17 protein-coding genes are annotated in these 16,459 nt (G+C 57.3%); 12 read left to right on the plus strand and 5 right to left on the minus strand.

Features of this window, described 5'->3' with window-relative positions:
- Window positions 1-237 precede the first annotated feature (237 nt).
- The 3 genes from RCCS2_RS15675 to RCCS2_RS15685 all read left to right on the plus strand — a co-directional run bounded on the left by RCCS2_RS15675 (window position 238) and on the right by RCCS2_RS15685 (window position 2,258).
- Window positions 238-567 (plus strand): TfoX/Sxy family protein, encoded by a 330-nt coding sequence (locus RCCS2_RS15675; RefSeq protein ID WP_008236032.1) that lies wholly within the window; start codon window positions 238-240, stop codon window positions 565-567.
- Between the two features lie 147 nt (window positions 568-714).
- Window positions 715-1,635 (plus strand): polysaccharide deacetylase family protein, encoded by a 921-nt coding sequence (locus RCCS2_RS15680; RefSeq protein WP_037294335.1) that lies wholly within the window; start codon window positions 715-717, stop codon window positions 1,633-1,635.
- A gap of 227 nt (window positions 1,636-1,862) precedes the next feature.
- Complete coding sequence (locus RCCS2_RS15685) at window positions 1,863-2,258, plus strand: DUF4112 domain-containing protein (RefSeq protein ID WP_008236035.1); 396 nt, start codon at window positions 1,863-1,865, stop codon at window positions 2,256-2,258.
- Window positions 2,259-2,283: 25 nt separating this feature from the next.
- Here RCCS2_RS15685 and ndk read toward each other — a convergent pair whose 3' ends face one another.
- Window positions 2,284-2,706 carry a nucleoside-diphosphate kinase gene (gene ndk / locus RCCS2_RS15690; protein WP_008236037.1) on the minus strand — a complete coding sequence of 141 codons (423 nt, stop codon included), beginning with the start codon at window positions 2,704-2,706 and terminating at the stop codon, window positions 2,284-2,286.
- 126 nt (window positions 2,707-2,832) lie between these two features.
- Between ndk and RCCS2_RS15695 the strand changes: the two genes are divergently transcribed.
- On the plus strand, window positions 2,833-4,143 hold the full coding sequence (locus RCCS2_RS15695; RefSeq protein WP_008236042.1) for an MFS transporter: 1,311 nt from the start codon (window positions 2,833-2,835) through the stop codon (window positions 4,141-4,143).
- On the opposite strand, the gene RCCS2_RS15700 is transcribed toward RCCS2_RS15695, so the two are convergent.
- On the minus strand, window positions 4,140-5,033 hold the full coding sequence (locus RCCS2_RS15700; protein WP_008236043.1) for a DMT family transporter: 894 nt from the start codon (window positions 5,031-5,033) through the stop codon (window positions 4,140-4,142). The two genes, RCCS2_RS15695 and RCCS2_RS15700, sit on opposite strands and share 4 nt — an antisense overlap.
- Window positions 5,034-5,138: 105 nt before the next feature.
- Here RCCS2_RS15700 and RCCS2_RS15705 point away from each other — a divergent pair, with 105 nt between their 5' ends.
- The 4 genes from RCCS2_RS15705 (at window position 5,139) to RCCS2_RS15720 (ending at window position 8,423) form a co-directional block, all read left to right on the plus strand.
- Window positions 5,139-6,992 (plus strand): ABC-F family ATP-binding cassette domain-containing protein, encoded by a 1,854-nt coding sequence (locus tag RCCS2_RS15705; protein ID WP_037294336.1) that lies wholly within the window; start codon window positions 5,139-5,141, stop codon window positions 6,990-6,992.
- A gap of 87 nt (window positions 6,993-7,079) precedes the next feature.
- Window positions 7,080-7,709: a MarC family protein gene (locus RCCS2_RS15710; protein WP_008236045.1), complete on the plus strand. Its 630-nt coding sequence runs from the start codon at window positions 7,080-7,082 to the stop codon at window positions 7,707-7,709.
- Between the two features lie 16 nt (window positions 7,710-7,725).
- Window positions 7,726-8,304, plus strand: a complete 579-nt coding sequence (locus tag RCCS2_RS15715) for a retropepsin-like aspartic protease family protein (protein ID WP_037294337.1) — start codon at window positions 7,726-7,728, stop codon at window positions 8,302-8,304.
- On the plus strand, window positions 8,301-8,423 hold the full coding sequence (locus tag RCCS2_RS15720) for a hypothetical protein (RefSeq protein WP_008236047.1): 123 nt from the start codon (window positions 8,301-8,303) through the stop codon (window positions 8,421-8,423). Before RCCS2_RS15715 ends, RCCS2_RS15720 begins: the two co-directional genes overlap by 4 nt.
- Here the strand turns inward: RCCS2_RS15720 and RCCS2_RS15725 are convergent.
- A complete protein-coding gene (locus RCCS2_RS15725; protein ID WP_008236048.1) occupies window positions 8,412-9,269 on the minus strand; it encodes an alpha/beta hydrolase family protein in 858 nt (285 codons plus the stop codon). The genes RCCS2_RS15720 and RCCS2_RS15725 overlap by 12 nt on opposite strands.
- An 85-nt stretch (window positions 9,270-9,354) precedes the next feature.
- Here RCCS2_RS15725 and RCCS2_RS15730 point away from each other — a divergent pair, with 85 nt between their 5' ends.
- Window positions 9,355-9,897, plus strand: a complete 543-nt coding sequence (locus RCCS2_RS15730; protein ID WP_008236049.1) for a TetR/AcrR family transcriptional regulator — start codon at window positions 9,355-9,357, stop codon at window positions 9,895-9,897.
- 2 nt (window positions 9,898-9,899) lie between these two features.
- Here the strand turns inward: RCCS2_RS15730 and RCCS2_RS15735 are convergent, their stop codons facing one another.
- A complete protein-coding gene (locus RCCS2_RS15735; RefSeq protein ID WP_037294360.1) occupies window positions 9,900-10,358 on the minus strand; it encodes a DNA polymerase III subunit chi in 459 nt (152 codons plus the stop codon).
- 120 nt (window positions 10,359-10,478) lie between these two features.
- On the minus strand, window positions 10,479-11,945 hold the full coding sequence (locus RCCS2_RS15740; RefSeq protein ID WP_008236051.1) for a leucyl aminopeptidase: 1,467 nt from the start codon (window positions 11,943-11,945) through the stop codon (window positions 10,479-10,481).
- A gap of 164 nt (window positions 11,946-12,109) precedes the next feature.
- Here RCCS2_RS15740 and lptF point away from each other — a divergent pair, with 164 nt between their 5' ends.
- The 3 genes from lptF to RCCS2_RS15755 are packed head-to-tail and all read left to right on the plus strand — an operon-like array spanning window position 12,110 to window position 16,409.
- Window positions 12,110-13,219 (plus strand): LPS export ABC transporter permease LptF, encoded by a 1,110-nt coding sequence (lptF, locus tag RCCS2_RS15745; RefSeq protein WP_008236060.1) that lies wholly within the window; start codon window positions 12,110-12,112, stop codon window positions 13,217-13,219.
- A complete protein-coding gene (gene lptG / locus RCCS2_RS15750; protein ID WP_008236062.1) occupies window positions 13,216-14,310 on the plus strand; it encodes an LPS export ABC transporter permease LptG in 1,095 nt (364 codons plus the stop codon). Before lptF ends, lptG begins: the two co-directional genes overlap by 4 nt.
- Entirely contained in the window at window positions 14,310-16,409 is a 2,100-nt protein-coding gene (locus RCCS2_RS15755; RefSeq protein WP_008236065.1) for an LPS-assembly protein LptD, read from the plus strand. The genes lptG and RCCS2_RS15755 overlap by 1 nt, the downstream gene beginning before the upstream one ends.
- Window positions 16,410-16,459: the final 50 nt, after the last annotated feature.

Below are 16,459 nucleotides of genomic sequence, written 5' to 3' on the forward strand. Positions count from 1 at the left end.
GACCAGACAAATGGCCACAGCAAAACCCAATACGCCGCCTGCCCCTGCAGCGCCGAAACCCGCGACCCCGGCACCGCAGATGCAAGGCAAACCGCAGACACCCGTTTATACCGATTTCGCGAGTATCTAAGGTTTACGAGACGTCTTTGGCCGGTGAGGCCGCTGCCGCAGGATCGCCCTCCCCGATCCACCGCTGACCTCACTGGCCTTTTTTCCCAGTCCCGATACAATCGGGGCATGGCAGCGCTGACATCCATCAAAAATATCGGCCCCGCGTTTGAGGCGTCGTTGAAATCCGCAGGCATCACCACAGCAGAGGAATTGCGCGCGCTTGGCGCAGATGCGGCCTATACCAAGATGCTTGAAGCTGGATCGAAGCCTCATTTCATCGGCTACTACGTCTTGCATATGGCGCTGCAAGGGCGCCCATGGAATGACTGCAAGGGCGATGAGAAAAAGGCGCTGCGTATACGTTTTGACAAGATCAAGGCTGGGAGCTTTGATGAAACGCGGTCTGAGTTAGAACGGATTTTGAACCAGATCGGGGTGGTTGAAGTTGACCCGTAGGGCAGATTGAAACGGCGGCTTTGCGGACTTAGTGAGCTTTCGCTGCGTCTGCGCCAATGACCGCTTTTCAAGAAGATGTGGCTGGTCGCATCCCAGTTGAACCCCTAATGTCCGGCTAAACAAATTCAAAACGAGCAGGTAACGGACATGCTAAGAAGAACGGCTATTCGAAAACTCTGTGGATTTTCTTTGTTGCTGGGGCTTGGTGTTTTTCTGACCGCCTGCAACGAGGACGATAGCGGGCCAGTATCCAGTGTCCCAGCCGTTCCGGTCTCAACAAGCCCATCTCGCGTTGCCATTACCGTTGACGATCTTCCCTACGTTACGTTTGGAGGGGCAAGTCCCGAAGACGGCCTGCGATATTCGGAGAGCATTGTATCAGCCCTTGGAGAACACGGGATCGTGGCAACCGGTTTCGTCATAGGGCGGAATATCAATGCAGAAACGCGTCCTGCGCTACAAGCGTTTGCCGACGCTGGCCACATGATCGGGAACCATAGCTGGTCCCACCCGGATTATGGTAATCTTACCCCTGATGAATTTCTTGAGGAAACGCGCCAGACGGATGAGGTCTTGGCAGAGTGGATTGATGGGCCAAAATACTATCGATTTCCCTACCTGCGCCAAGGCGAAACTGCCGCCAAGAGAGAGGCCGCGATAGAAATCCTGACCAATCTTGGCTATCAGAATGTGCCAGTCACCATCGACAACGATGAATGGCAGTTTAATGCTGATTATACGGAGGCTATGGCCGATGGCGACACCGATGCCGCCGCGATCATCGGCCAAAACTACCTTGCCCACATGCAGGAACGCACGTCCCACTTCCAAACACTTGCCGTTGATGAGCTTGGCGGAGATGTCGATCATATCCTACTTGTTCATCTCAATCAGATCAACGCGGATCACCTAGGAACGCTCCTTGATTGGTATGAAGCTCAGGGCTGGACGTTCATTACGGTTGACGAAGCCTTGGCTCACCCAGTGTTTTCTCGCGCTGAACTCTATGAAGGCCCTCGTGGCCTATCACAGATTGAAAGAATTCTCGGTGGTCAACGAGAGCAATAAACAACGTGTCGCTTCCCAAAAGCCGTCATTTATCTAAACCGCAGCATCACGCACTTTGAGCTCAAACCAGACATTTGCTGCATTCTTAAACGGCCGGGCAAACCTCGGTTATCTCTGCGTTGATATCACCCTACAGGCCTGACATCTTTTTCCCTACTACAGCCCCATCCTCATACCCAAAAGTAAATACCCTTCACATACACCTTCGAATCGTGTATGTTAATAGCATGAACATAGAACAAAACATTGATTTCGAACTCGCCCGCCTGCGCAAAGTCGCGTGGCGCATGGACGCATTATTCTACATCCCGCGGACCAATATTTCGGTGGGTCTGGATAACATTGTCGGTTTGGTCCCTGTTGTGGGTGACGCGTTGACTGCGCTGCCATCGCTGTGGCTGATCAACGAGGCGCGCAAACTGGGCGCATCGCCCGGCACGTTGGCCTATATGACACTGAACACGGTGCTGGACTTTTTCGTCGGCATGGTGCCTGTGATTGGTGATATCTTCGACGTCATCTACAACGCAAACATCCGCAATTACCGTGCGTTAGAGCGTAATCTTAACAAAAAAGCCGCCCACGCCAAATCGGTGCGGGCAGCTCAAATATCTTACGCATAAACCGGGGCCTGCCCCGGCGTTTTACTTAACCAACCAGTTCAAGCCCGGAGAAGAAGAACGCGATCTCTTCTGCCGCTGTTTCTGGCGCGTCGGACCCGTGCACGGAGTTTTCGCCGATGGACAGTGCGAATTCCTTGCGGATTGTGCCCGGTGCGGCGTCGGCTGGGTTGGTTGCACCCATGACTTCGCGGTTCTTTGCAATCGCGTCTTCGCCTTCGAGAACCTGAACAACGATTGGCTCGGAAATCATGAATTCGCACAGCTCATCAAAGAACGGACGTTCCGCATGCACACCGTAGAACTGCTGCGCCTGTGCCAATGTCAGCTGGATGCGCTTGGAGGCCACGATGCGCAGACCTGCGTCTTCGAATTTGGCCGCGATCTGGCCTGTCAGATTACGCTTTGTGGCGTCGGGTTTGATGATGGAAAAAGTACGCTGAATAGCCATGTGGAGCCTCTTGGTTTTAAGGGCGGGACGCGTCCCGATGCATTGATGGCTGCGCCCTACCACGCAGATTTCCACATGAAAAGCCGTGATTTGCCGATGATACGCGTCATCGTATAGCCTGCTTGCATGTGGGCCCTGATCAAACACCCCGTCTTTGGCCGCCTTTTTGCCGCACAGGTCGTGGCATTGCTGGGCACCGGGTTGCTTACCGTGGCGCTTGGCCTTTTGGCGTTTGATCTGGCGGGTGCGGCGGCGGGCGCTGTCCTTGGCACGGCTTACGCCATCAAGATGCTCGCCTATGTCGGCCTGTCCCCCATTGTGGGCGCAATGGTTGGGCACCTGCCGCGCAGACCTGTGTTGATTGCAGCAGATATCGTGCGCGCCGCGGTCGCCTTATCCCTGCCTTTCATCACCGACATCTGGCAGATTTATGTGGCGATCTTCCTGCTGCAAACCGCCTCTGCCACTTTCACGCCAACGTTCCAAGCCACAATCCCCGATGTCTTACCGGATGAGGACGATTATTCACGTGCTTTGTCGCTGTCCCGCCTCGCCTATGATTTTGAAAACCTGATCAGCCCGGCGCTGGCGGGTCTTTTGCTTTTGGTGATCAGCTATCACTGGCTGTTTGGTGGCACGGTCATCGGTTTCCTTTTCTCAGCACTGCTGATCACAGGCATCACATTCCCCAGCCGCAAACCCGGCAAAGCCCGCCCATTTCGCAGCCGCCTGACGCGGGGTATTCGCATTTATCTGGCGACACCGCGCTTGCGCGGTCTGCTTGCTCTCACGCTTACCGGGGCCGCCGCAAGCGCGTTCATCATCGTGAACACGGTGGTTGTGGTGCGTAGTGGCTTTGGCGGTACTGACGGGGATGTCGCGATCGCGCTCGCCTGTTTTGGCGGTGGCTCCATGCTTGCCGCCCTTGCCTTGCCCGGTTTGCTCAAACGGCTTAGCGACCGGCCTGTAATGCTTTTTGGTGCGTCCCTGCTGACTGTCCTGATGCTGACCCAAGCGGTTATCACCCCGGGCTGGTCCACCTTCCTGATCCTTTGGGCGCTGACCGGCATCGGCTATTCCGCAACGCTGACCCCCCAAGGGCGCCTTCTGCGCCGGTCCGCCCATGCCGACGACAGACCGGCCGCCTTTACCGCGCAATTTGCCTTGTCACATGCCTGCTGGCTGATCACCTACCCGCTGGCGGGGCAAGCGATGACCGCATGGGGCATGGGTCCGACGTTTGGCATTCTTGGCATCTTGGGTGCCATCGGCGTGGCGCTCGCCCTCAAGCTCTGGCCGGAAGGCGACCCTGTCGTGATCCCGCACACCCACAAGGACCTGCCGCCTGATCATCCTCATCTAAAGGAAACTGGCCGCAACCATGCCCATGCCTTTGTAATTGATGATGAACATCATGCTTGGCCCACCAACGGCTAGTGCGCGCGCCTGTCACGGTCGGGCAAGAACTCCAAAACACCGGCGACAAGCACAAGAGACCCGCCAATCAACTCGGTCACCGAAAAAAGCTCGCCTGCGATCACGGCTGCCGAAAGCACGCTGACCAGCACCTCTGACATCAATAAAATGCCCAGCCTTGCTGGCTCCAGCTTGGTCGTGGCCCACAGCAGGCCAACAATCGACACTGCCCACCACACCACACCGGTGATGATCACCCAAAGCACCATAGTACCGGGTCTGGCCAGCCCAGCCACATCGGGCAGTGGTGCAAGTGCCGGGGCCAAAATCAGCCCACCTAGCAACGCCCCAACGGCAAACAGAAACGTGCTTTCCGCCGGGCCTGCCGTGGCTTTGACCTTGATCCCGATGGACGCAACCGCCCATGCAAACCCGCTTGCCAGACCCAGCCATTCCCCCAATCCGCGCGGGAACGGCACCTCACCATCCGCGCCCAGCATCAATATCAACCCGATCAGGCCTGCCAACAAGGCCGCAACCCGTGCCCGCGTGATCGGCCAACCGCACAGATAGCGGCCAATTATCGTGCTCCAGATTGGTGTGAGGTAGAACAAGATGACAATGATCGCGACACGACCATAAAGCAGACCCAGCGAATAAAACATCAGCGAACAGCCACCCAGGATCAGCGAAGCAATTGCCATGGGATGCGACGCAAAAAGCGCATGCCGCCCGCGCCACCCCCATGGCAGCAGCACAACAACCGCAACCAATATGATCGCAATCGTCCCCCAAGGTCCTGTCAGCCCCAGCGCCGCGATCTGGCGCAGCGGCAGCCAATAAATCCCCCACAAAACGCCAAACCAGACAACGATCAGACTGGCCCAAAATATGCTGCGTGCGTTGTCCATGCAGGGTGCTTAGCAACCCCATTGTACAAGCGCCATCCACCCATCACGCACCTTGGATGAAAACCGGTGATTGACCCCGCCCAAACGATCAAGCATAGCCGCCCCATGCTCAAGATTTCAGATATCACATACTCCGTTGAAGGCCGCACGCTGGTTGAACACGCGACAGTCACAATTCCCACCGGCCACAAGGTCGGGCTTGTAGGGCGCAATGGGTCTGGCAAGACCACGCTTTTCCGGATCATCCGGGGCGAAATGGTGCTGGACACGGGCACTGTGAATATCCCCAAAGGCTGGAAAATTGGCGGCGTCAGCCAAGAGGTGCCGGGCAATGAAGTTTCGTTGATCAATACGGTGCTGCGTGCCGACACCGAACGCGAAGCCTTGTTGGCCGAGGCCGAAACCGCCACAGACCCCGCCCGCATTGCAGAGGTGCAAACGCGGCTGGCCGATATCGAAGCATGGTCGGCAGAGGCCCGCGCCGCCACCATCCTGCGCGGCCTTGGCTTTACCCATGAAGAACAACAAATGCCCTGCTCTGCCTTTTCGGGCGGCTGGCGGATGCGCGTGGCCCTCGCCGCAGTCTTGTTCTCTGAGCCCGACCTGCTGCTACTGGACGAACCGACCAACTACCTCGACCTTGAAGGTGCGCTTTGGCTTGAGGCGTATCTGGTCAAATACCCCCACACCGTACTGATCGTCAGCCATGATCGCGAACTGCTGAACCGGTCCGTCGGCGGCATTCTGCATCTCGAAGACAAAGGGCTGATCTACTACACGGGCCCTTACGACACCTTCGCCAAACAACGCGCGGCCAACCGCGCGGTGCAAGCGGCGGCAGCCAAGAAACAAACCGCGCAGCGCGAGCACCTGCAAGCCTTCGTGTACCGCTTCAAAGCCAAGGCATCAAAAGCCAAACAAGCGCAATCGCGCGTCAAAATGCTGGAAAAGATGGAAACCATCCGCGCGCCCGAAGATGCCGCGCGCACCGTTTTCACCTTCCCCGAACCCGAAGAACTGTCGCCGCCCATCATTGCCACCGAAGGCGCAGCGGTGGGCTATGGCAACAACATCGTTCTGCATGACCTGAACTTGCGGATCGACCAGGATGACCGGATCGCGCTGCTGGGCCGCAACGGCGAAGGCAAGTCAACGCTGTCGAAAATGCTGTCTGACAGGTTGCCCATCGCGCGCGGCAAGATGACGACATCTAATAAACTGCGCATCGGCTTTTTCGCGCAGCATCAGGTGGATGAATTGCGGATCGACGAAACCCCGCTTGATCACCTGTTCCGCGAACGCCCGAACGAAGGGCAAGCCAAACTGCGCGCGCGCCTTGCCGGTTTCGGGCTGGGCGCAGACCAGGCCGATACGGAAGTCGGGCGTCTTTCAGGCGGGCAAAAAGCCCGCCTATCGCTGCTGCTGGCCACCCTGCCCGCCCCGCACCTGCTGATCCTTGACGAACCCACAAACCACCTTGATATCGAAAGCCGCGAAGCGCTGGTCGAAGCGCTGACCGCCTATTCCGGCGCCGTTATCCTTGTCAGCCACGACATGCACCTGCTGTCGATGGTGGCCGACCGGCTATGGCTGGTCAAAGACGGGCATGTGAACCCCTATGACGAAGACCTGCAAGCGTACCGCAAGATGCTACTGACCCCGGAAAAGCCACGCGAGAAAGACAAGCCAACCCCGGTCAAAACCGCAAAACCATCCCGCGAAGCGCTGATGGCCTTGCGATCAGACGTGCGCAAAAACGAAGAGCGGGTTAAAAAGATCAACGACATGCGCGATAAACTCGCCAAAAAGCTGGCCGATCCGGTTCTTTACGAGGATGGCAAAGCAGGCGAACTTGCGACATGGAACAAGAAATACGCCGAAGTTATGGATGGTCTGGAACGGGCCGAAACCATGTGGATGGCAGCACTTGAAAAGCTTGAAAAAGCCCAAAATAGCTAATCCTCCGTTTTCTTCGCCCCTTCAAACTTTTGCCACAGGCTTCACAACGCTTGCGTCCCAGCGCCAGCATCTGTCAGACAGAACACCATGACCGAACTCCCTGCTCTTATCGCAGCCTTCACAACGCTGTTCATCATTATCGACCCGCCGGGTCTGGCGCCTGTCTTCATCGCGCTGACCCAAGGCATGGACGCCGCGCAAAGACGCGCGATTGCGATCCGCGCCTTCCTTGTGGCCAGCAGCCTGATGATGGTCTTCCTGTTTCTGGGCGAAGCGGTGCTGGGCTTCATCGGTATCTCAATGGATGCGTTCCGGATCGCAGGTGGCATCCTCCTATTCCTCACAGCCCTTGATATGCTGTTCCAACGCCGCCAGGCCCGACGCGAAGACAACGCCGCCGAAGGGCAAGCCGAACACGAAGATGATCCTTCGGTCTTTCCCCTTGCCCTGCCACTGATCGTGGGACCCGGGGCGATCACCACAGTGATCTTGCTGGCAGGCGAAGCACAGGGGGCCGCAGATATGGCCGCCATCGCCGGGATCATCATTGGGGTGTTGTTGATCGTGCTGATCGCCTTTCTTGTTGCCCCCGCAATTGAACGGGCTTTGGGCAAGACCGGGCTGAACATCGTAACCCGCGTCTTGGGCATGTTGCTGGCCGCCCTTGCTGTGCAATTCGTGCTTGATGGCCTCAGGGGTTTTGGGATCGGCGGTTAATGCCTATATCAATGTCATGAGCACAGACCAAATCATGCAATTGACCTATCTGGTCCTTCTGGGTGCGGCCATTGGCGGCAGCGCCATCGTGGCGGGCCGCAGCAATATGGGCAAAATGGCGCAACAAGCCGCCATATGGGCGCTGATCTTTATCGGCGTGATCGGGGCCTACGGGCTGTGGGAAGACATCAGCGGTGACGTCAACCCACGCCAGGCAATCATCGACGACAGCACCGTCGCGGTGCCACGCGGCAACGACGGGCATTATCACCTGACACTGGACATTGACGGCACCCCTGTTGCGTTCGTGGTCGATACAGGTGCCAGCCAAGTTGTTCTGTCACAGCAAGATGCCAGACGGATCGGCATTGACCTTGCCGCGCTCAACTACTCTAGCAGCGCAAATACCGCCAATGGCGTTGTGCGCACCGCCCCCGTCATGCTGGACGAAGTTGTTTTGGGCGGCATCACCGACCGTAATATTCCGGCGGTGGTCAACGGCGGCGCGATGGATGCATCATTGCTGGGCATGACCTATCTGGGGCTGTATGACCGGATCGAAATCTCAAATGGCGAATTGGTGTTAAACAGATGATCCGCGCGATTGCACTGCTTTTGGGCCTTGCGGCCTGCACCCCGCAACCCACAGAACTGCCCGAAGATTTTGACCCCAGCTTTGCGTTTTTTCTGCCCCACAACATGTCAGGCGATTAAGTCTGACCAAATCGCCTTATTGCGCGCCGCGAAAGGCGCGATATGGCCAACCTCAGTCAAACCATATGCGGCTGGATCAACAACCAACTGTGATCGTGTCGCACCCTGATGATAATCCATCAAACGCCACACGGCATGCGGCGGCACCAACACGTCGTCCTTGATCGCAACGACCTTCAATGGTGCCTTTAACCCGGTACCATCCGGCAGCGGCAATGTCCGGCCCATCTCTGCTGCAAAAAAGCTGCGCGATGTACACCAACGCCGCCACTGCCAGAACACACCCGCCGGGATGTCTGTCCCAAGCCGCAAACGTTTGCCCGGCATGTAACCCGCAATAGCCGTCGCAGGTGGCCCAACCAAAAACCAATAGGCCGCAGCAGTAAACCGATACGGAAACGGATGATCAGTAATATGCACGGGGCCCGAGGCCACGGTGATGACGCGGTCAATACGATCAAGATCCTTTTGAAACTGCATCAGCAAGCCACCCAGCGAATGTCCAATGACCCAAAGCGGTGTTTGGGGAAACATCTCTGCCAGATGGTCACGGGCGGCCTGTTGATCATGCAACCCCCAATCAACCATTGTCGCGTCTGACGCCTTCATACTGCGCCGGGCCGATGTGCCGAAGTCGCGATAGTCGAAGGTCATACAAACGATATTCTGCGTCTTGGCCAACCACCGGGCGAAATCCGCGTAATAGCGTTGCGGCACACCGGTCGCCCCATTGAGAACCGCAACAGCGCGCGGGGGCTCTGCCGTTAGAAAGACACGCGCCGACAACCTGCGGCCACCGGAATAGAACCACTGCTCTTTGCACTCTATTTCAACATGCATATTCATCTGCGCTCTCCCTATAGGAATAGACCGGTCGGTCTATATTTAGAAGGGATAGACCAAACGGTCTATTCATGCAATACCACGTTTTATGACAGACACGCGCAGCAGATTGGTGATTGAAGCAGGGTATCTGTTCCAGCAAAAAGGCTATCACGGCGTTGGCCTGTCGCAGATACTGGAACGGGCTGGCGTGCCAAAAGGATCGCTCTATCACTACTTTCCAAACGGCAAAGCCGACCTGGCACTTGCTGCCGCTGACGTCGCCGCGACCGAGGTTTTACGGATTATAGACGCCTCTTTTGAAACGGCAAAGGATTACCAGGAAGGTGTGACAACCTTCTGCTACAAACTGGCCAAGTATTTCGACATTCACGAAGGCAAGATCGGATGCCCGGTCTCTGCCACCTTGCTGGGCGGGCCCGACGACGCGGCGTTTCGCGATGCGCTCAAGGGCATATTCGAAAAATGGATGGCCCGGATCACGGCCCACGCTGTGCGTCTGGGCCAACCCGCACCAGACGCGGCACTGAACGCGCAACGCCTGTTTTTGTCATTGGAAGGATCATGGACACTTGCACGGGCGCAGCGCAACGCTGATGTGATCCGTAACTTGCCCAGCTTGGTCTGTTAAGGTCAGGACCCTTTTTCCGCTTTCTTTGTCCAGCGCCCGCCATCCTGCGCCCAGTATTGCGCAGCGCATCCCGCATCGGTCAGCGTCTTCCATTGCCCGCGCGCGTGTTCCAACGCAGCATCGTCATGCCCGGCAAACAAGATACAGGCCCGCTCTAAGGCGTTCACTTCATCGGCTGTGACATCCGCACCCGCCACGCTCATTACACAGCCAAACCCATCGCTTGGCACATCACCCAGCAAAATAGGCTGATCGGCATCATGCGGCCCACCAGCCATGCCATGCGGCTGAAACCCATCTTCGGGGCCTTGCCACAACACATCATCCAGCAGTCTCAACAGGGCCTCATCGCGCCCGCGCACCAGAACACGCCAGCCCGCACCGCGTGCCTTGCCAATCAGCATTGGCAAGGTCGCCTCCAACGGGCTATCGGTCAGATGATAGAAAAACACAGCGCCCATCAAACGCCACCCCGTCTGATCGTCGCCAACACCCAACTTCTCATGTTCGAAAATACCTTCGGGGGGCCCGGCACGGGCGGGGGCAGACAGCCCCCTCTGCCCTGTCCACAGGCACCCACATCACTGTTCATACTGATCCGCAATCAACCGGTTCAACGCCATCACACCCCAACCCGTGGCCCCCGCAGGTGCAAGCCCGGTTTCTTTTTTCACGCTGGCCGTGCCCGCAATATCCAAATGCGCCCACGGCACATCCTCTTTCACAAAGCGCTGCAAAAACTGCGCCGCCGTGATCGACCCGGCCATACGCCCACCGACGTTTTTCATATCCGCAATCCGCGATTTCAGCAGATCATCATAAGCCGGGGCCATGGGCATCCGCCACGCGCCCTCGCCTTCGGCTTTGGCTGCTTTCAGGAATGCATCGCTCAACTCATCCGAGTTTGAAAACAGCCCCGCATTCTCGTGCCCCAGCGCCACCAAGATCGCCCCCGTCAACGTCGCCAGATTGATCATACCCACAGGCTTGAACCGCTCTTGCGCGTACCACAGCACATCCGCCAGCACCAAACGCCCTTCGGCGTCGGTATTGATAATCTCAACCGTGTCGCCTTTCATGGACTTGACCACATCTCCGGGGCGGGTCGCGTTGCCAGACGGCATATTCTCAACCAAGCCGACGAGCCCCACGACATTGGCCTTGGCCTTGCGCAGCGCCAAGGTGCGCATCACGCCGGCCACAACGCCCGCACCGCCCATATCCATTGTCATGTCTTCCATGCCTGCGGGTGGTTTTAGGCTGATGCCCCCGGTATCAAAAACGACACCTTTACCAACCAAGGCAAACGGCGCTTCCTTCCCGCCACCATTCCAAGACATCACAACCACTTTGGACGGGCTGACAGAACCTTGTCCGACGCTCAAAAGCGTGCGCATGCCAAGCTTGGCCAGTTCATCCTCTTCCAGGATTTCAACGTCCAATCCAAGCTCTTGCATCGCGGCAAGCCGGGCTGCAAAATCATCTGTTGTCAGGATATTGGCAGGTTCATTGGTCAAATCACGGGTAAAGAACACACCTTCCGCAATCGCAGCCATCGGTGCGGCTGATTTGGCCACCTCTTCAGGCTTTGACACCATGAAAGTCACGCCGCCTGCAGGCGTGCTGTCCGCGGTTTTATGCGCGTCAAATTTATACCCACGCAGCGCCAGCCCAAGGGCAATTTCATCCGCACGCGCAATGGTGCCCGCCATGACCAGCAAATCCTTGCCGCCTTGTGACTTGGCCAGTTGCGCGCCTGCTTTGCGCGCCTCTTGGCTGCTGGGGCGACGCCCCAGCTTGACCACACAAACAGCCGCCGCATCCATTCCAGCGGGATAGCCCAGCGATGATACATCCCCTGCCGACATTTTTTCAAACGCCGCACTGTCCAAAAACCGGGCCAGCGCCTTGCGCGTCAGCGTGTTCACCTTGCGCGCGCCAGCATCCAGTTTTCCGTCGGCATCAACAAAGACAACCACCTTGCCGGGGGCATCGGCCACCGCATCTAAATCAACCTCTTTGAACTGGATTTCGGCAGGTGTGGTCATGGTCGCTCCTATCGGCATGAGTGTCTGTCGCACAATAGGTAGCCCGCACCCGCCCTCTTGACCAGATAGCTGTTGGGTCCCCCGCCGGGTTAGGCTAGTTTGCACGCAAAGAAACGTACAGGCACCACAAAGGACACCCCCAATTGGCGCGATTTGACAGATATATGTTGTCGCAACTGATGGTGCTTTTCGGCTTTTTCAGTCTGGTGCTGATCCTGATATACTGGATCAACCGGGCCGTGGTGCTGTTTGACCAGTTGATCGCGGATGGGCAATCGGCAGGTGTGTTCCTTGAATTTACAGCCCTTTCCCTGCCGTCTGTCATGCGGCTGGCCTTGCCGCTGGCAGCCTTTGCCGCCGCTGTCTATGTTACCAACCGCATGTCAACTGAATCGGAACTGACCGTCGTGCAGGCGACGGGTTATTCGCCGTTCCGCTTGGCACGGCCGGTTTTGTATTTTGGGATCATTGTTGCGCTGATGATGTCGGCTTTGATGCATTTTCTGGTTCCGATGAGCGCGGCACGCCTTGCCGACCGGCAGGCCGAGATTGCGCAAAACATCACCGCCCGCCTATTGACCGAAGGGCAGTTTCTGGAACCTATCAACGGTGTCACCTTTTACATCCGCGATATTACGCCTGCCGGTGAATTGCAGGATATCTTTCTATCCGACACCCGCTCTGACGCAGAGCAGGTCACATACACCGCGACGAAGGCATTCTTGGTGCGTGATAACGACACCATCCAACTGGTGATGCTTGATGGCATGGTGCAGACCTTGCGCACCGAAAATCAACGCCTGTTCACAACGACATTTGACGATTTTGCCTATAACATCAGCGACCTGATCCGCCAGCCGCGCAATCGTGGGCGCAGAGACGCGTATCTATTCACATGGGAATTGCTGAACCCAACCCCTGCGCTAGAAGCGGAAACGGGGCGCGATGCCGCTCGCCTGATTTCGCTTGGGCATGACCGGTTCAGCCAGTCCATCTTGGGGATTGTCGCAGCCCTGCTTGGCTTTTCGGCGCTGATGGTCGGCGGGTACAGCCGCTTTGGTGTGTGGAAACAGATCATCGGTGCGATTTTCCTGATCATTGTCGTCAAAGCCGTCGAAACCACCGGCCTGCGCATTGCGCGCAGTGACCCGCAACTGTGGATGGTGGCATATCTGCAAAGTGCGGTTGGTTTCGTCATGATCTGGTTTCTGCTGTTCTGGGCCGGCCGGCCATACCTGTTCAAGCGCCGCATCAAAGAGGTGGCCGCGCCATGATCCTGCACCGCTATTTTGCCAGCCGGTTTCTGCGCAGCTTTCTGGGTGTGGGGATGGTGTTTTTTCTGATCATGCTTTTTGTGGATTTGGTCGATCAACTGCGCCGCTTTGGCAGCAAAGATGCGACATTTGTCGATCTGTTGATGCTCAGCCTGCTGAACATTCCGCAGGCTTTCTATGCGATTTTGCCACTGATCATGATCCTCGCAACGATTGCACTCTTCCTCAGCCTGTCACGATCGTCAGAAATGGTCGTCACACGGGCGGCAGGGCGTTCGGCGCTGCATTCCCTGCTTGCGCCCTTGACCGTTGCCTTGCTTGTGGGGATTTTCGCCGTTGGCGTGATGAACCCCATCGTTGCAGGGACATCGAAAGAATTCGAGGCGCGCAGCGACGCCCTGCGCGGTGACAGCTCGGTCCTGTCTTTTGGGTCATCAGGGCTTTGGTTGCGTCAGGGTAACGCCACCGGGCAAACGGTGATCCGCGCGCAAAGCGCCAATCTTGACGGCACGCTGCTGACAGACGTGACATTTCTGACCTTCGCCCCCGATGGCAACCCGATCACACGGATCAGCGCGGCTTCTGCCGAATTGACAACCGGCGCTTGGGTCTTGCGCGACGCAAAGTCCTGGCAACTGGCCGGTGTCACAACACCAGAAGCCAGCGCGCAGCTAGACGCCGAACGCACAGTCCAGTCCACCCTGACCCCCGACCAGATCAGAGACAGCTTCGGCACACCGTCATCCATCCCGATCTGGGAATTGCCCGCATTTATCGACCGATTGCAAACGGCTGGCTTTTCCGCGCAACGCCATCTGGTGTGGTTTCACACCGAACTGGCATTGCCGATCTTTCTGGTCTCAATGGTGCTGATCGGGGCCAGCTTTACGCTACGCCACCAGCGCGGCGGGCGCACTGGTATGATGGTGATGTTTGCCGTTCTTTTGGCTTTCGTGACCTATTTTATCCGCAACTTCGCGCAGGTCCTGGGCGAAAACGGTCAATTGCCCGTCCTGTTGGCCGCATGGGCACCGCCCTTTGCGGCGATCGGGATTTCAATGGGATTCCTGCTGCACCACGAGGACGGGTAATGCGCGTTCTTTTCGTATTGTTTTTGCTGTTTGGCCCGGTGATGGCCAGCGCCCAAGGGGCCGCGACCCTTGTGGCCGACAATGTGACGCTGAACGGTGAGGATCAACTGATCGCCAGCGGCAATGTCGAAGTTCTGTTCGACGGCAGCCGCCTGACCGCCAGTCAAATCACCTATGACCAGCCCAGCGATACCTTACGCGTTGTGGGTCCGATTGTCATTCAGGCCAGCGACGGCACAATCCTGACCGCAAGCAGCGCAACGCTTGACCCCCGCCTTGAAAACGGGATCTTGCAAAGCGCGCGGATTGTGCTGGATCAACAATTGCAACTGGCGGCAAATCAAATCGACCAGCGCGATGGGCGGTTTTCGCAACTTTACAAAACAACGGCCACGTCGTGCCGGGTCTGCGGCACCGGCCCACCCTTGTGGGACATTCGCGCCGAACGGGTCGTTTATGACGCGCAAGATCAGCAGATTTATTTCCGCAACGCAACCTTCCGTGTGCGCGGCGTGCCTGTGTTGTGGCTGCCATATATGCGTCTGCCTGATCCCGCACTTGAACGATCAACCGGGTTGTTGTTTCCAGAGCAACGCAACACCACACAGCTTGGCTTTGGCCTGAAGCTTCCGTATTTCATCACCTTGGGCGATCACCGTGATCTGACGGTGACGCCCTATGTATCGCCCGAAACCACCACGTTGGAACTGCGGTACAGGCAGGCCTTTACCAACGGACGGATCACGGCCGAAGGCGCTGTCAGCGATGACACGCTGGTTGCAGGCGACCGCTCTTACCTGTTTGCAGATGGCCGGTTTGAACTGCGCGACAGTTATCAGCTGATTTTTGATATCGAAACGGTCAGCGACAAGGCTTATCTGCTTGACTATGGCTATGCTGACAAAGACCGCCTTGATAGTGCGATCCAGCTTCTGCGGGTCAACGATACGGCCCTTTATAATGCGCGGCTGACCTATTACCAAACCCTGCGCGATGATGAAACAAACGCATCATTGCCACCCTTCATTGCAGATGTGGCCTATGAAGACAGCTTTGCGCCGGTCTTTGGCGGTCTGATACATTATGGCACCAGTTTTGATATGGCCTATCGCACCAGCAACACGGATGGTGACACAGGGCGCGATGTCAGCAGATTGGGCGCAAAAGGGGATTGGTCCGACAGTCGGGTCCTTCCCTACGGCATTATTGCAGATACGCAGATCGGTCTGCGCGCGGATCTTTATGTCGTGAATGACGACACCGCCTTCGCGCAAGAAGACCTGCGCGTGGCCCCATCAACGGGGGTGACCCTGCGCTGGCCGTTAGCGCGGGTCGGCAGCAATGGCACATCTCATCTGCTGGAACCCGTTATCAGCTTGACCTGGTCAAAAAGCTTTGGCGGCACACACCCCAATGAAGACGGCCTGCGCACAGAACTAGACCGGGCGAACCTGACGGCTGTGTCGCGCTTTGCGGGCGAAGATCGCATTGAAACCGGCGCGCAAGCCGCCGCAGGGCTGACCTGGACCCGTTTTGGCGCTGGCGGGGTCACATCAACGCTCAGCTTTGGGCGCGTGATCCGGCAGGAAACACAAGACGGGTTCACAGCAACATCCGGTCTGAACGGGCAGCAATCGGACTGGCTGGTCGCAGCACAGGTCACCGCCCCGGGTGGTTTCCTGATTGATGCGCGCAGCCTGTGGGATGACAACGACGGGCTGACCGTCGCTGACAGCCGGGTCGCTTGGCAAAATGACCGTGTGGCGTTGGGGGCAAATTACGTCTGGCTCAGCCCTGACGCAGGCGAAGACCGCGACAGCACAATTTCAGAATGGACCGTCGATGCAGCCTTTGTGCTGAACGACGCATGGACCTTTGAAATTGATGGACGCTATGATGTTGCCGCAGATGAACCTTCGCGCGCCGGTGTTGGCCTGCAATGGCAAAACGAATGCGTGACAGTGAACGTTTCGGCCTCGCGCCGCTTTACGTCTTCCAGTACGGTTGATGCGACAACGACTTTTGGGATAACCGGCTCTATCGGCAGCTTTGCTTCAGGGCAAACCGCCGGTAGCCCCGCAACAGGATGCGGAAATTGAGACGAATGAAGAGTTTTGGGATGCATAAGAGACGAATAACCGCCGCAATC

This window comes from Roseobacter sp. CCS2 (assembly GCF_000169435.1).
Classification (GTDB): domain Bacteria; phylum Pseudomonadota; class Alphaproteobacteria; order Rhodobacterales; family Rhodobacteraceae; genus Yoonia.

What these genes read in the sequence shown, in the direction of transcription:
- RCCS2_RS15675 (WP_008236032.1), top strand. Translation starts at nt 238, where the DNA reads ATGGCAGCGCTGACATCCATCAAAAATATCGGCCCCGCGTTTGAGGCG.
- RCCS2_RS15680 (WP_037294335.1), top strand. Translation starts at nt 715, where the DNA reads ATGCTAAGAAGAACGGCTATTCGAAAACTCTGTGGATTTTCTTTGTTG.
- RCCS2_RS15685 (WP_008236035.1), top strand. Translation starts at nt 1,863, where the DNA reads ATGAACATAGAACAAAACATTGATTTCGAACTCGCCCGCCTGCGCAAA.
- ndk (WP_008236037.1), bottom strand. Translation starts at nt 2,706, where the DNA reads ATGGCTATTCAGCGTACTTTTTCCATCATCAAACCCGACGCCACAAAG.
- RCCS2_RS15695 (WP_008236042.1), top strand. Translation starts at nt 2,833, where the DNA reads ATGTGGGCCCTGATCAAACACCCCGTCTTTGGCCGCCTTTTTGCCGCA.
- RCCS2_RS15700 (WP_008236043.1), bottom strand. Translation starts at nt 5,033, where the DNA reads ATGGACAACGCACGCAGCATATTTTGGGCCAGTCTGATCGTTGTCTGG.
- RCCS2_RS15705 (WP_037294336.1), top strand. Translation starts at nt 5,139, where the DNA reads ATGCTCAAGATTTCAGATATCACATACTCCGTTGAAGGCCGCACGCTG.
- RCCS2_RS15710 (WP_008236045.1), top strand. Translation starts at nt 7,080, where the DNA reads ATGACCGAACTCCCTGCTCTTATCGCAGCCTTCACAACGCTGTTCATC.
- RCCS2_RS15715 (WP_037294337.1), top strand. Translation starts at nt 7,726, where the DNA reads ATGAGCACAGACCAAATCATGCAATTGACCTATCTGGTCCTTCTGGGT.
- RCCS2_RS15720 (WP_008236047.1), top strand. Translation starts at nt 8,301, where the DNA reads ATGATCCGCGCGATTGCACTGCTTTTGGGCCTTGCGGCCTGCACCCCG.
- RCCS2_RS15725 (WP_008236048.1), bottom strand. Translation starts at nt 9,269, where the DNA reads ATGAATATGCATGTTGAAATAGAGTGCAAAGAGCAGTGGTTCTATTCC.
- RCCS2_RS15730 (WP_008236049.1), top strand. Translation starts at nt 9,355, where the DNA reads ATGACAGACACGCGCAGCAGATTGGTGATTGAAGCAGGGTATCTGTTC.
- RCCS2_RS15735 (WP_037294360.1), bottom strand. Translation starts at nt 10,358, where the DNA reads ATGGGCGCTGTGTTTTTCTATCATCTGACCGATAGCCCGTTGGAGGCG.
- RCCS2_RS15740 (WP_008236051.1), bottom strand. Translation starts at nt 11,945, where the DNA reads ATGACCACACCTGCCGAAATCCAGTTCAAAGAGGTTGATTTAGATGCG.
- lptF (WP_008236060.1), top strand. Translation starts at nt 12,110, where the DNA reads ATGTTGTCGCAACTGATGGTGCTTTTCGGCTTTTTCAGTCTGGTGCTG.
- lptG (WP_008236062.1), top strand. Translation starts at nt 13,216, where the DNA reads ATGATCCTGCACCGCTATTTTGCCAGCCGGTTTCTGCGCAGCTTTCTG.
- RCCS2_RS15755 (WP_008236065.1), top strand. Translation starts at nt 14,310, where the DNA reads ATGCGCGTTCTTTTCGTATTGTTTTTGCTGTTTGGCCCGGTGATGGCC.